The organism is Butyrivibrio proteoclasticus B316 (genome assembly GCF_000145035.1).
GTDB classification, from domain to species: domain Bacteria; phylum Bacillota; class Clostridia; order Lachnospirales; family Lachnospiraceae; genus Butyrivibrio; species Butyrivibrio proteoclasticus.
The window spans coordinates 3,380,613-3,394,990 of sequence record NC_014387.1; the positions used below are offsets into that span (position 1 = coordinate 3,380,613).

General features: G+C 40.2%; 17 protein-coding genes. 2 read left to right on the forward strand and 15 right to left on the reverse strand.

The genetic code is table 11. From position 1 onward, the window contains the following. Window positions 1-10 precede the first annotated feature (10 nt). The 4 genes from BPR_RS14290 to BPR_RS14305 form a co-directional block, all read right to left on the reverse strand. Window positions 11-475 (reverse strand): restriction endonuclease, encoded by a 465-nt coding sequence (locus tag BPR_RS14290; protein WP_013282202.1) that lies wholly within the window; start codon window positions 473-475, stop codon window positions 11-13. Window positions 476-556: 81 nt separating this feature from the next. After that, entirely contained in the window at window positions 557-1,573 is a 1,017-nt protein-coding gene (locus BPR_RS14295) for a hypothetical protein (protein ID WP_143754311.1), read from the reverse strand. 5 nt (window positions 1,574-1,578) lie between these two features. Further along, complete coding sequence (locus BPR_RS14300) at window positions 1,579-3,009, reverse strand: MBOAT family O-acyltransferase (protein ID WP_042257165.1); 1,431 nt, start codon at window positions 3,007-3,009, stop codon at window positions 1,579-1,581. Then, window positions 3,006-4,091, reverse strand: coding sequence for a PTS transporter subunit IIC (locus BPR_RS14305; protein ID WP_026662826.1), 1,086 nt, complete (start codon window positions 4,089-4,091; stop codon window positions 3,006-3,008). Before BPR_RS14305 ends, BPR_RS14300 begins: the two co-directional genes overlap by 4 nt. A 211-nt stretch (window positions 4,092-4,302) precedes the next feature. Between BPR_RS14305 and BPR_RS14310 the strand changes: the two genes are divergently transcribed. Both BPR_RS14310 and BPR_RS14315 read left to right on the forward strand, forming a co-directional pair. After that, window positions 4,303-4,839, forward strand: coding sequence for a hypothetical protein (locus tag BPR_RS14310; protein ID WP_013282206.1), 537 nt, complete (start codon window positions 4,303-4,305; stop codon window positions 4,837-4,839). A 3-nt stretch (window positions 4,840-4,842) separates the two neighbouring features. Then, window positions 4,843-5,034 carry a helix-turn-helix transcriptional regulator gene (locus BPR_RS14315; RefSeq protein ID WP_026662824.1) on the forward strand — a complete coding sequence of 64 codons (192 nt, stop codon included), beginning with the start codon at window positions 4,843-4,845 and terminating at the stop codon, window positions 5,032-5,034. 44 nt (window positions 5,035-5,078) lie between these two features. Here the strand turns inward: BPR_RS14315 and BPR_RS14320 are convergent, their stop codons facing one another. The 11 genes from BPR_RS14320 to BPR_RS14370 all read right to left on the reverse strand — a co-directional run bounded on the left by BPR_RS14320 (window position 5,079) and on the right by BPR_RS14370 (window position 14,371). Beyond that, entirely contained in the window at window positions 5,079-5,852 is a 774-nt protein-coding gene (locus BPR_RS14320; protein WP_013282207.1) for a class I SAM-dependent methyltransferase, read from the reverse strand. A gap of 281 nt (window positions 5,853-6,133) precedes the next feature. Next, entirely contained in the window at window positions 6,134-6,862 is a 729-nt protein-coding gene (locus tag BPR_RS14325; protein WP_042257168.1) for a MerR family transcriptional regulator, read from the reverse strand. Window positions 6,863-7,005: 143 nt separating this feature from the next. Then, complete coding sequence (locus BPR_RS14330; RefSeq protein WP_013282209.1) at window positions 7,006-7,824, reverse strand: class I SAM-dependent methyltransferase; 819 nt, start codon at window positions 7,822-7,824, stop codon at window positions 7,006-7,008. 11 nt (window positions 7,825-7,835) lie between these two features. Beyond that, window positions 7,836-8,798, reverse strand: coding sequence for an ORF6N domain-containing protein (locus BPR_RS14335; RefSeq protein WP_013282210.1), 963 nt, complete (start codon window positions 8,796-8,798; stop codon window positions 7,836-7,838). A 42-nt stretch (window positions 8,799-8,840) separates the two neighbouring features. After that, a complete protein-coding gene (locus BPR_RS14340) occupies window positions 8,841-9,200 on the reverse strand; it encodes a helix-turn-helix domain-containing protein (protein WP_013282211.1) in 360 nt (119 codons plus the stop codon). A 54-nt stretch (window positions 9,201-9,254) separates the two neighbouring features. Further along, complete coding sequence (locus BPR_RS14345; protein ID WP_026662817.1) at window positions 9,255-9,620, reverse strand: hypothetical protein; 366 nt, start codon at window positions 9,618-9,620, stop codon at window positions 9,255-9,257. A 133-nt stretch (window positions 9,621-9,753) separates the two neighbouring features. After that, window positions 9,754-9,939 (reverse strand): hypothetical protein, encoded by a 186-nt coding sequence (locus BPR_RS14350; protein ID WP_026662816.1) that lies wholly within the window; start codon window positions 9,937-9,939, stop codon window positions 9,754-9,756. A 151-nt stretch (window positions 9,940-10,090) separates the two neighbouring features. Then, window positions 10,091-11,608 carry a 23S rRNA (uracil(1939)-C(5))-methyltransferase RlmD gene (gene rlmD, locus BPR_RS14355; RefSeq protein ID WP_042257170.1) on the reverse strand — a complete coding sequence of 506 codons (1,518 nt, stop codon included), beginning with the start codon at window positions 11,606-11,608 and terminating at the stop codon, window positions 10,091-10,093. Window positions 11,609-11,642: 34 nt separating this feature from the next. Further along, entirely contained in the window at window positions 11,643-12,143 is a 501-nt protein-coding gene (locus tag BPR_RS14360) for a tRNA (cytidine(34)-2'-O)-methyltransferase (RefSeq protein WP_013282214.1), read from the reverse strand. A 92-nt stretch (window positions 12,144-12,235) separates the two neighbouring features. Beyond that, window positions 12,236-13,669 (reverse strand): HAMP domain-containing sensor histidine kinase, encoded by a 1,434-nt coding sequence (locus BPR_RS14365; RefSeq protein ID WP_013282215.1) that lies wholly within the window; start codon window positions 13,667-13,669, stop codon window positions 12,236-12,238. Further along, window positions 13,670-14,371, reverse strand: coding sequence for a response regulator transcription factor (locus tag BPR_RS14370; protein WP_013282216.1), 702 nt, complete (start codon window positions 14,369-14,371; stop codon window positions 13,670-13,672). Window positions 14,372-14,378 lie beyond the last annotated feature (7 nt).

The window sequence follows — 14,378 nt, forward strand, 5'->3', positions numbered from 1 at the left end:
AGCTCTTACCCTATCTGCGTCTTCTGCCATCCTCATCGGCCATGGCATCCACATATCCTCTATCCCACAACATGATATTCAGCTTTTGGGCAAGCTCCACCGCCGGCTGAGTAAAATACTGATTGGTCATCACTACTCCGACCATTCTGTCGTAGAAATCCCTGCCTGCATATATTTCCTGAACTGCCTTAACTCCAATTGGTTTATCATAGCATTTGCACTGCACTGCATAAGTTACACCATCTTTCTCCGCAAGGATGTCCGCACCAAAATCTCCGCTTCCCTTTGTAACTTCCACATCGAGAAAGCCATGAGCTTTCAATATATCAGCGCAGTAATATTCAAAATCGTGCCCTTCCATCTCATCCATTGGAAGCGGCCTTGATCTTATTATCTTTACTATATGTACTATCAGAAGCGCCAATAAAACTATAGTGGCTCCTATGATAAAAGCAAGTACATGTTCTTTATTCATTTATTTTCATAACCTCAACTATACTTCTCAGCAAACCTCATGATTCCATGCATCATCAATTCGCCAGTATTATTCCCCCGATTACCATCCGGCCTCATCTACTTTTTTCTGTATCTCAAGAACATTTCTGTCCCAGGACTCATATCTCTCATCCCCTCTGTGATCCGGCAGATCAAACCTATACTTAAGCCCGTTACCGATATGTTCTGTATACTTACAGCTTCCCACATAATTCAGATGCGAGAAATCAAAGAAATCTTCATCAAAATTAATTCCTATGGTATCATACCATTCCGTATCATCCTCAAAGAAAATTCCTCTCTCAGCGCATAATCTCTCCACATATTCATACCTTCGATCCGGCTCATGTTCCTTGATATATGGAGTCACGATGAAAAACATCTCAATCCCGTTTTCATTACAAAAATCTATTATCTTATCAAGATATTTCTGTGACTTGTCAGTAAGGGGTAGTGGATCCTCAGCATCAAACTCAGGCTTATCCCACTGAGACTCTTTAAAATAAGGCGTATAGCCCTTGAAGGCACTTTTTTCCTCAGTCGTTTCAAAAAGAAAATCGAAATCCTCCTGTTCAAGTTCCTGATATCTGGCGTGATAACTAACAAGCGCAGGAAAAAAATCAAGCACCCTTGTGGGTTCTACACTCGCCTTCAGCATATCCAGTTTATTAAGCGATGGCCTAAGTCCGTAGAAATTATCCGCAATATACTTATACTGATAATCGTCCAGAAAATTCGCAGGTGCAAAAAAATCAAGCACTATCACCTTGGGATTCTGGTACTTGCATATTTCCTTAAGATAATAGTAGGTCATCCACAGAGGCTGCTCTGCTGCGCTATAGTCATAGGCGGCAATCCCATATTTTTCCCATAAAAGAGCTGTGTTGATATTTACATGCATATGGCTAGAGCCAAGAAAAGCCACGTCTATAGTATTCTCAGGCTGTGCATATAGACACCTGGCCTGCTTAATTCCATGTGCTGTCTTAAAGCATAAAAGCCTGCACGCGCCGTTAAGCGATACTATAAGTGCCAGCACCAACGCTATGAACTTAATTCCCCCTATTACTCTTTTCATATGCATTAAAACTCCATATATATGAGTCTTGTACTAATATCAGGTCCATAAATGCCAAATATTACGAGTATCATTAACAGCAAGTAACACACTATATATCGTCTCCCCTGTGTCAGTGAAGCTGTCATCTCCGGAATATTAGACTTTCCATTGTAGGCAATCCTGTCAAGCACTGCAATACACAGTATTGAAACTATGATCACAACCATTTCTATCACGACAAGATTCATATTCTCCATATTTTCGGCAAAAGAGATATATCCTGCAAAGTGCGTAAACATCGCCTTTACATACCTAAGCCCGGCACTTAGTGACGAAGCTCTAAAGAATATCCACGCAAAAGAAGCTTCCAAAAAAGTGATTATTGTACCAACCACACCTTTTCTTATTATACTAAATCCCTTGTCTCTGCAAATACTATCTACCGCAGAAAAGACTCCGTGAAGTAATCCCCATACTATAAAATTCTTGCCGGCGCCATGCCACATTCCGCAGATCAAAAAGACAATCATCGTATTGATGATCTTTCTGGCTGGTCCCTTTCTGTTTCCTCCAAGCGGAATATATACATAATCTCTGAGCCATGAAGAAAGTGACATATGCCAGCGTCTCCAGAACTCTGTGATATTCTGACTGCAATATGGCATATCAAAATTCATTACAAGATCAATACCAAATGCCTTAGATACTCCGATTGCAAAATATGAGTAGCCCGCAAAATCGCAGTATATCTGAACCGTGTAAAAGAGCGCTCCTAATAATAACCAGTTACTCCCCAAGAGTTCTGCACCATCAAAAATCTTATCCACATAGATTCCCAGTCTGTCTGCAATTACAACCTTCATGAAGGCACCATAGAGAGTGTAGTAAAACACTCTTTTCCACCTATCCTTGTCTATGAGTTTTGCACAACAGGCATTTTTGATCTGATCATTAAAACCGTTCCATCTTTCGATAGGACCGCTTACAAATTTGGGAAACCATGCAAGATACAGTACTACATCAGCGATGTTAGTTGTAGGTTTTACGCTTTTTCTTTTGACATCGACTATATAACTGATCGCCTGAAAAACATAAAACGAATAGCCAATAGGCATTAGAATTTTACTAAGAAAACTATCCTCTGCTGCCCCTTGCGAAAAGTACGCAGGAAAATATTTTAGAATAAGTAGACTGAGAACAAAGATAGAAACTGCAACAGACATAATGCCTGTTGCAGCTCTTTCACTTTTCTTTTGCCAAATGGACACGAGTAGTCCTGCTGCCCACGTAAAAACGCTCACAAAAAGGACTACCGCTCCTGCAAGTCTATTAAGAGAATAGATATATAAAATGCTCGCTACAGCCAGCAAATACTTTCTGCTATTCCCCCTTAGAATATAAAACAGTATACATATAACCAGTGCATATAGTACCGACGTGACACCAACTGTCATAGTTTAAGATCCCCATCTTTGACCCATCCAAGCTTTCTGACACCTGCGTGAATGATAAGTGAGAATACAGCAGGGAGAACAAATGATATCATCACAAGTCCGATCCAGTCAAAAGCTGTGATTGCAGCCTTGCTGCCAGCAGCTATATCGTTAACCCATCCTGTATAAACACCAATCTGTCCAACAAGTCCGCAGGTTCCCATACCAGATGATACAGGAGCGCCGTTCATACGAAGTCCAAACACGCATGTCGCCAATGGTCCGGTGATTGCGGACGCAACGATTGGCGCAATCCAAACTCTTGGATTTTTGATAATATTCCCCATTTGCAACATTGATGTGCCAATTCCCTGTGATACAAGGCCGCCCCACTTATTCTCTTTAAAAGAAATAACAGCAAAGCCAACCATCTGGGCACAACATCCGGCAACTGCAGCTCCTCCCGCAAGTCCTGTGAGCTGAAGCGCAGCACAGATAGCCGCAGAAGAGATAGGAAGTGTAAGCGCGATACCAACTACAACTGAGACCAAAATTCCCATCAGGAATGGCTGTAGCTCAGTAGCCCACATAATAAGATTTCCTACCCACATAGCTGCTCTTCCAAGTGGAGGTGCAATGAGCCATGAAAAGAAAACACCTACTGCTATTGTAACAAGAGGAGTAACCAGGATGTCAACCTTTGTTTCTTTAGAAACTGCTTTACCAAATTCAGCAGCAATTATTGCGACAAAAAGAACTGCCAGTGGCCCGCCTGCTCCGCCAAGTGCATTAGCAGCAAAGCCTACTGTAATCATAGAAAAAAGAACAAGTGGCGGACACTTGAGAGCATAACCAATAGCTACTGCCATCGCTGGTCCGCTCATAGCTGTTGCAAGTCCACCTACTGTGTACTCAACGCCTGCAATCGTTGCTACAGTCTGCATCAGAAATGGAATCTTAAACTGAGTGCCTACCGTGTTGATGATTGTTCCGATAAGTAATGAGCAAAATAATCCCTGCGCCATTGCTCCGAGCGCGTCGATACCGTATCTCTTAAGAGAGATTTCGATATCCTTCTTCTTCAAAAACTCTTTCATTTTCATCCTCCGTCGGTGCCTGGCCTATACCGGGTCACCGCTTCTTAATATTTTCTGAAAAATTCTAACATAGCACTACACACGTCTTCAAGGCTTTTATTGTAAAATATATTTTACTTTTTTCATTGGAAATATGTAAAATATAGTTGACATTATTCATCTGAAAGATTACTATAAAATTACAAGAACAGATTAAAAACGTTGGAGGTATGATGTAATGAATGAATCTATAATATTGTTATTATTCTATGCTTTGATAGTAATTGTGCTTGCTTTTTTGATCAAGCGCAGACACAAGACCGAACACTATGATGAACTGCAGCTGAAAAACAGAGCAGAAGCTTACAAGAGAGCATTCTTTACCATAATCGTTCTTCTTTGTGGAATTATTATATATGATACCTGTTCAGGCAATACTCTTCCGCCATTTGTTCTTAGCGGACTGCTCATAATCGTTGTCATGACTGGCTTTCTTGTTTTTGCAGTTTATTCTATATGGCACGATGCCTTCTTCTACCTTGGGCAGAGTTGGAAAGCCTACTTTGGTGTATGCATCGGCGTAGGGCTTGCTCAGTTAATCGAACTTATTAGCGTCATTTCACGCATATTAAAAGGCGGCGAGCACGAAGAGAACTTTTGGAACCTGGTACTTTCCAAGGTATCCGCAAGTGCAATGATGACTATTACATTTATTACATTGGCTGTTGTTATTGGAATTAAGCAGTATAGAGAAAACAAGATATGCGAGGATTAAGCCATGAAAAATTTGAAATTAAAATCTGCCAGAGCTGCCAAGGACTTGTCTCAGGAAGATTTGGCCAAACTCTGCGACGTATCAAGACAAACTATCAGTGCTATTGAAAAGGGGGACTATAACCCGACAATAAATCTTTGTATTGCTATCTGCAAAGCTTTGGATAAGACTCTAGACGAACTGTTTTGGAATTAAGGCTCAAAAAAGCGGCAAGTTTTATACTTACCGCTTTTTCATTATTAGCCTTTTTTCTTTGCCACTATAAGGTATCTGTGAATAGTACCTTCTACATAACCATTCTTGTCAATTACTTCCTGTATTTTGAGAAGTCTGTCAAAACACTTATCTACAGAGAATCCCGGGAACTCCCACTCAATGATATGAGCAAACCATACAAATGCACCAACATCATAAAAGCGAATAGGTCTAAAGGCCTCCTCTGCTCTGATAATCTTTAATCCTGCATCCTCAAACTTTTTCTTCTGAATAGAAAGCTCAAGCTCTGGAAATGGCTTTGGCACATCAGGCAGAACCATCTCTACAAGATCTCTGTCATTCTCCCCGCCAACCTGCTCAGTAATGAACAGTCCATCAGGTCGAAGAAGCCTTGCAGTTTCCTCAGGATCAAAGTCACCATGTCTATTAATAATCATATCAAAAGAGCCATCTGCAAAAGGAACGTTTGACGCATCATCACAAGCCTTGAAGTCTATTCCAAGTGGCAACAGTTCTTTCATGCACAACTCAACATTTGGTGCATAACCTTCTGTAGCTGCAGTTTTGCCATAAGGATGTCCAAGAGATCTCAGGAATTCTCCACCGCCTGTATCAAAGTCCAATAACTCCATACTATCCACGCGGTTCTCATCAATTATCTGCTTGTAATTCCAAGGAAGATCTTCCTCCTCTTCGTACCTGTCATGGATATGAGAAAAATCCCAGCCGTGAATATGAGCTATCTTCTCCTCTGCTTCCCACTCTATTCTTAATTCACTTATTCTATCTGTATTCATATCTGCTCCTTTTCAAATAAAAAACTGTTCTTCATTATTTGTTCGGTGCAGTATGTGACAGCAAATAACTCTTATTAATCTCGGTACAACCTGCTGTCAGCATTAAAACTGCACCGAGTAGTTATCTCGCATTCTCATGATTACCTCCTATGCGACATCTGTTTATCCAGATTGACACAACAAAGATATTATATACAATGCTATAAGCACGCGTAAATACTGATTTAATTATTCTGACAGTTTAATTCGCCAGATGACTTCAAAATCGTATATTGTTGTGATCATCTTCCGCAATGAATCTTAATAGCCTGAAAGATAAACTCTGCAGTTCCTTTACCGCCCATCTTTTCAATGTTCTGGGTCAGCTCTCCGCCGCCTACATAGCCTGTTCCAAGGCCATAAAGAATATCATCAGTGCATGTGTACATATGCTCTGTAATGAAATCCTGTACTTTCTTTACCTGAGCCTGGACCTCTTCGGATGCCGGATCCATTCCCTTCATAGTTCCCAACTCTTCAAAAAGCTTAGTAAAGTCAGCCATCAGGCCGCTCTCATATTCCTTTGTCCAGTTCTTGCTCTTCTCGGCATATTCTTTATAAGCAGGAGTATCTCCCCACTGTTCTTTAGCCTTTTTAGCGTATTCATCAAGCTTACTTGTATCAAATGCTGAAAAATTCAATTTTCTCACTCCTCTCACTTTAAGGTATTTGCACATGTTCAGCAGATTCTCAATGTGCTCCTTCTTAAGTTCCAGAAGTTCTATCTGCTGTTCCAGTGCTTTTGTCTTATCAAAGTCAGATCTGTTAACTATTTCCTTTATGTCTTTTAGCGGAAATTCCAGCTCCCTGAACAGTAAAATCTGCTGCAACTTTTCCAGAGCTGCATCGTCATACAGCCTGTAGTCAGAATCGGTGTACTTCGCCGGCTTTAAGAGTCCGATCTCATCGTAATAATGCAGTGTGCGTATACTCACTCCCGTCATTTTACTTACTTCATTTACTGTCATCATGGCTTTCATCTCCTTCACGTGTAACTATACCTTAAACCATAACGTAACGTGAGGGTCAATACTTTTTGTAAAAAATACCTCACATCATAGAATAATCAGCAAGGTTTCTGTAATTTGACGCTCATGATGTTCCTCCAACATTATCAATTCTTTATGAATATCTGAACAACATGATTTGAATAGCCCATAAGATCAGGTCTTTCAGCTGTTGCTTTCAAATACTGAATCCATTCATTATATGAGGCTTCAGACATTTTGTTTACAGACTCTCTTATAACCTGTGAAAGTCCATCCTGTGCAAATCTTGGTCCCTTTGATACAGGCAAAGTCTCTAGTACTTTATCAGTAAGTTCATCAATTGCAGATATGGTATGCAGCTGTATAGATGAGCCTGTATTATCAGTAACCAGCGCTGTATCTCTCTCATATCCTATTTCATTTATTTCTTCCGCAGGGTTTTCACTCTGAAAAATATATTCTATAAGCGGAGCATCCTGAAGAACAAAAGAGACAAATATCGGAGCACCTTTCTTTGCCACACGCACAGCTTCTTTTATCGCAACAACTCTCTCATGAACATTTTTAAGATGGTAAATTGGCCCAAGCTCCAAAACAAGATCATAAGTACCATCTGAAGAATCTCGCAAATCCAATGCATTGCCCTGACAAATATTTACATTTTTTCTATCCTGGAATAAATCTTTCATTCTTGAAACATTGTCGGGATGCAGGTCTATAGCATCAACATGGAATCCTTCATCTGCCAAAGCCTTAGTATATACGCCACATCCAGCACCTACGTCTATGACCTTTGCTCTAGGCTTTAGATATTTGTGAATATAATGCTTCGTTATTATGAATTCCGTTTCATTTGCTTTTGTGTAAAACAGTCGTTTCTCTTCAACAGCCCCTGCATACTGTCTCTGATAAAGCTCATATAATTCTGTTCCACTAAGTCCCATCCTCAATCCTCCTACACCTGTTTTCCGGTACTTTGAGCTTTTTGTATAATGGAATTGATTAGCCCAACATCAGCCAGTCTATTGATTCCAAAGCACTTCTTACCAGCATCCTTGATAGATGCTCCAATATGATAACCTTTATTACCATCAATAATCATAAAGCGATCGTGAAATGCCGTTGTTTTAAACGCATTAAGAGCCGGATACTGTGCATTAAAATTTGTAATATCCTGCTTAGTCAGTTTAGTTCCTGGCAATGTGTAAATAGCAACATCTACGCCAGACTTCTTTTTAGCCAGTATATTCAATGTTTGTAAATCCACATATCCATCAATAAGGGTAATGCTGCTTTGAGCTTCTTCTACAATATCCGCCAAAAGCAAAAATGCATCGAATATCTGACCGTCAAAGAAAACTTTCTGCATATCTTCCTTATCCGACTCAATATAATCAAAAACCTTATCAAATTTTTTCTCTGTTTCCAGTCTGAATTGCTCGTTTTGGATTTGTGATTCTATCTGCCTATGTTCGATGGTATTAACTTTATCCATCAGTAACGCATTTCTAGCAAGGTACTTTCTCATGACTACAAATGTCTTCATGATACGTATACTAACTGTAACCGCAGTTTCTCCTCTAAGCACAGATGATAACATAGCAATGCCTTGCTCTGTATACACAAAAGGAAGTGTACGTCTACCACCATGTTCATACTCACTTGAAATGCCAAATTGGCATTTCAAGTGATCATATTCCTGTTTGGTTATTTGAAAACAGAACTCTTCTGGAAATCTTTTCTTATTTCTTTTCATAGCTCTGTTCAGGCTTCCAGTCTCGACTCCATATAACCTCGCAAGGTCAGAATCAAGCACTATCTGAGCGCCCCTCAATAAATGAATAACATCCTTGATATCTTCATAATCATCATTATCTATTTCAGTAGAAAACTCCACCAACTCATTTTTTTCTTCCATTTTTCCTCCCTAAACTTGAAATGCCAAATTGGCATTTCAAGTTTACATTTTTTCCAAATCATCAAGCTTTTTTAATGTCTTAAGATACCTCTCAAATCTCTTCTGCTGATCAATAGACAACTTATGATATTCCAGAATGATTTCCTTATCATGGAAACTAAAGTCTAATTCCCTACTAGAATACTCATCAAAATCACCATCAATCCCTTTGCCTGTAAGAAGCTGCTCCGGTGTTATATCAAGTGCATCGCATATAGTCATTATTTTATCTGCTGAAGGATTGGTCTTCTTGGTCTTCCAATCGCTGATAGTACTACCTGAAAGCCCCACCATCTTTCCAAAAGCACTCTGCGATATTCCTCTTTGCTCAAGTATCTTAAATATTCTTTCACTAATAATCATATCTTATCTCCGCATTTACGAATATGTTTATCTTTCGTCAGTACGTCTATGATATCATCCCACCAACACATATTCAATGCTCTTCATTGCATTTTCATCTGTTAGTGGCGTTCCTTCTCTCTTCCAGTCTCTCTGTTTTCCATACTCAACGAAGTTGTGGGAAGTAACTCTATCCCAGCCTGGAATGTTATCCATGATATCTGCGATAATCTTTGCTTCTCCCTGCTTAGTATTATCAAAATTCCTATTGTGCTCAAGTGCTTTGTAGAAAAGCATGCTCACATATACATAGTTTTCTTTAGATGAATCAAGGAAATCTCGTATCTCAGTTTCCATTGGGTCGTCAGGCACAAAAACTTCCTGCAGCGCCTCTAATTCTTCCTTCATCTCTTTTGAAAGCGTCAGTGAATAATTGAGCATGAAAAATAACGACTCCAATCTTGATAGAGTCGCTAAAATCGGTGTTAATGAAGATTTTGATAATCTTGTAAACAAGTCTCCAATCGTAGAACCAAATGACAAAAAACGTCGGAGAAAGAAATAATAGTTTTTATTAGTATTCCCCAACATCAATTTTCTTCTGAAGAACACCTGCGTAATCATGAGCTGTCTTTCCAATATGTTCGGAATCAAGTGGATAATGAATATTGTACATAATATCAAGAATATGCTGACTACGCTTATTCTTTATTATCGTGTCTGAATTAACAGCAGTCATTCCAAGCTCTGAAAAGTGCATGGCACAATTCCCGGGTCATGGGTTTTAATTCAATAATTGCGTTCCCACCAAAATTCCTCCAACAAAAAGACATGTGCCCTCTTCCCAAGAAAACACATGTCTCTATCTTACCATAGCAACCATCTGCATTGCACCGCAGATATTGCTTGTTTTATTTAGTTAAAAGAACAACCGTCTCCACATGAACAGTATGACCAAACATGTCACATGGACGGATTGCCTTTAGTTCATATCCGCCGTCTGCAAGAATTCTGAGGTCTCTTGCAAGAGTCGCTGAGTCACAACTGACATATACGATACGGTCAGGAGACATTTTGAGCATAGTATCAAGGCAGGCCTGATCGCAGCCCTTACGTGGAGGATCTACTACGATCACATCAGGGTGAAGAGCAGACTCAGAAATATTGTATTCAGATTGTAATGCATGCTTATCTTTTTCTTCCAAACGTCCATTAGCATAGAAATCCGGAAGAACTTCCTCAGCTTTTCCACAGAAAAAGTCCGCATTAGTCAGACCATTTCTCAGCGCGTTCTTCTTGGCATCTTCAATGGCATCGGGAATAATCTCAACTCCATAGACATGTCCTGCCTTCTTGGCCATTGATAATGTGATAGTTCCAATTCCACAGTACAGATCCCAAACCGTCTCTTCTCCTGTAAGACCTGCATATTCTATTGCCTGTCCGTACAGTTTCTCACACTGAACAGGATTTACCTGATAAAAAGAGAGGGGTGAAATATCAAATTCAAGGCCACACAAAGTATCAGAAATAGTATCATTTCCCCAGATTGTGTGTATCTCTGTTCCCATTATGACGTTGGTCTTATCAGTGTTGATGCTGACAGATATACTTGTCATGCCTTTGATTTGAGAGAGCCTTGTAACAAGCTCTTTCTGACCGGATATATATTCTATAGCAGTGTTCTCTCCATCTGCATTAATGCCTGCAAATTTCTTATTCTTACTAATTCCCTTGTAGTTCAGAACAAGGCAGACCATGATCTGTCCTGAAGTAAAGCCTTTTCTGATCAGAACATGTCTCATCAGCCCCTTTCCGGAAGTCTCATCATAAGGCTCAATGTTATTTTTTTCCATGTGGCTTATGATAACACTCAGAATATCTTTATTTTCTGCGGTACCTATAAGACAGTCTGTAACAGGAATGATGCTGTGAGTTCTGCCGGCATAGAACCCTGCAATTATCCTGCCGTTTTTATCTTTTCCAATTGGAAACTGTGCCTTGTTTCTGTATCTCCAGGGCTCATCCATTCCAATTATCGGTTCCATGATGCTGTCGACAAACGACTCATCAAATCCACCAAGTCTGACAATATTGTTTCTTACCTTACGCTGTTTAAACTCAAGCTCTTTTTCATAGGACATATTCTGTGTCTGGCAGCCACCACAGGCTCTGGCAACAGGACATTTAGCCTCCACTCTGTCCACAGAAGGAGTGATAACTTCCTCAAGATGTGCATAGGCATAGTTCTTCTTGGCCTTCATTATCTTGGCGCTTACAACATCACCTATTACCGCATCTTTAATAAAGAGGGTATAGCCATCTATCTTGCCTATGCCCTCTCCGTCATTTCCTATATCTGTTATTTCTACTGTCAGAAGATTTCCCTTGTCGTATTTCACGTCTTCTCTTTTTTTATTATTTCCCATACTTATTACCCGATTGAATCTAACTTAACTGTTCTTACTCTTCATTTTTCCAATGAAGTCTGTGTAGTTCTCCCTGCTGCTCAAGCCCTGCAAAGTTGTTCTGCCTGAGAGCTTCGTACAACACTATTGCCACAGAATTGGATAAATTAAGGGATCTGATATCGCTTCCCATTGGAATTCTGATGCAGTTCTCTTCATTATCTACAAGGATTTCTTCCGGAATGCCTGCGCTCTCTTTTCCAAACATTATAAAGTCATCCATTCCAAACTGAACATCTGTATAACACTTTTTGGCCTTTGTAGTAGCCATCCAGATTTTGGCTCCTGGGTGCTTTTCCAGAAAGTCCTGGTAATCAACATATCTTGTAACATCAAGATGCTGCCAATAATCCATTCCTGCTCTTTTAAGGTCTTTTTCCCCAAGTCTGAAGCCAAGCGGCTCAATAAGGTGAAGACTTGTTCCTGTTGCAACGCAGGTTCTTCCAATATTGCCGGTATTCTGTGGAATCTCCGGCTGATGTAAAACTATATGCATATCTATAAAACTCCGATTATTATATTGAGAATTGCGAAAATGATGATGATCATGAAGCAATTCGTATATTATTTGGTATCAAACACCCATGATCACTCATCCTCTTCATCCATTGCCTTAGCTTTGGCAAGAGAAAAAATAAACTCTGTTCCAACACCTGCCGTACTGATCACGTTGATATTTTCTTCATGGGCTTTGATTATTTCTTTTACAATGGCAAGGCCAAGACCTGTGCCCTTCTTGTCCTTACCTCTGGATGCATCTGATTTATAAAACCTGTCAAAAATAAGCTTCTGATCTTCCTTGGGGATTCCAATTCCACTGTCCTTGACTGAAACGAATACTTTACTGTGTTTCTCTGTTGTCTCTATCTTGACACTGGAATCCTTGTGGCTGAATTTGATCGCATTGTCCACAAGATTGTATAACACTTGCTGGATCTTACTCATATCGGCATTAACCAGCATCTTCTCATCTGTCAGAACAAGCTCTATAGCTATCTTCTTGTCGATACAGGTTCCGCCAAAAGACTCTGCGACGTTTCTGATCACCTGATTGATGTCAAAATCAGTTCTGTCCAGGAGCATTCCCCTGGTGTTGAGATTGTTAAGCGTCAGAAGCTCATTGGTGAGCTTGGTAAGTCTGTCAGTTTCATTGATTACTATTCCCAGGTATTTGCCATGCATTTCTTCGGGAATAGTTCCGTCCTGCATTGCCACCAGATAACCTCTGATTGATGTAAGTGGCGATCTGAAATCATGGGAAACATTTGCAATAAACTTCTTCTGATCGTCCTCCTGACGGGCAATTTCACCTGCCATATAAGACAGTGAAGCGGCAAGATATCCCATTTCATCTTCTGATTCAACTGAGAATTCATAGCTCATATTTCCTGCCGCGTACTGCTCAGTAGCTGTCGTGATCTTCCTAAGTGGCACGTACACTAGCTCTGTGAAGAAAATGAGAATGATAAGTGACAATAGGAAAAGAACTATGAGCATCAGGTAGGAAATATTCAAAAACTCATTGGCCGCACTCTGAATGGCTGCTATCGGCGTGTGTATTACAACATAGGCCTGAACCTTGAAATTAGCAGTTATAGGCGCAAATACACTGAGTACATCTTCGCTATAGCTATTCCAGAAATTTCCTGTCGTATAGTAAGAACTTCCTGTAACCGTAGGATCAAAACCATCTATCACTATTTCTTTTCCCGGTTCAATTACTCTCGATGAGTCAAGAACCAGTCGGCCTGATGGGTTGATGATCCAGATAGCCGCATTGTCCATATATTTGGAAAGTGCCACCATCTGTGTATGTACTGCATCAAGCGACGTTTCACTGTTATACAGATCCGCTGCGTAAGTATTGGCTATCTGTGTTGCAACCTGGTACATACTGTCAGCCTTGTCTCTTCTGAGTCTCTCATAGGTCATGCTGTACACAAAGGTAGCAACTACTACGAATCCGAAGATAGCAAACAAAAGATACGCCAATAGAAATTTTAAATAAAGAGTTCTCTTCATTTACTGTTGTACCTCAAATTTGTATCCAATTCCCCAAATTGTAGCAAGGCGCCATTTCTCATGGTCTGAGAGTTTCTCACGAAGCCTCTTGATATGAACATCAACTGTTCTGGTATCGCCTATATATTCATAGCCCCAGATCTGATCAAGAAGCTGCTCTCTTGTAAATACATGGTTAGGTGATGCTGCCAAAAAGTATAAAAGTTCCAGTTCCTTGGGCGGCATATCGACTCTTTCTCCCATATATTTGACAGAATAATTAGTCATATTTATTTCAAGGTCAGGATATCTTACAACCTTATCATCAGATTCCTGAATCTCCTGTACCTGCGGTTTGTAGCGGCGCAGAACAGCCTTGACTCTGGCTACAAGCTCTTTGGAATCAAAGGGCTTCTCCATGTAGTCATCTGCTCCCATTTCCAGTCCAAGCACCTTATCAAAAACCTCACCCTTGGCGGAGAGCATGATAATAGGAACCTGTGACTTGGTCCTGATCTCTCTGCAGACCTGATATCCATCGATACCAGGCAACATCAGATCGAGCAGTACCAGATTTGGTTCAAAAGTATCAAATGTGTTGATGGCAGATTCGCCATCGTTACAGATTCGTGTCTCAAAGCACTCTTTGATCAGGTACAATGAGATCAGCTCTGCAATGTTGTTGTCATCATCGACAATTAAGATTTTCTGTTTTGTTGCCATTTTCCCC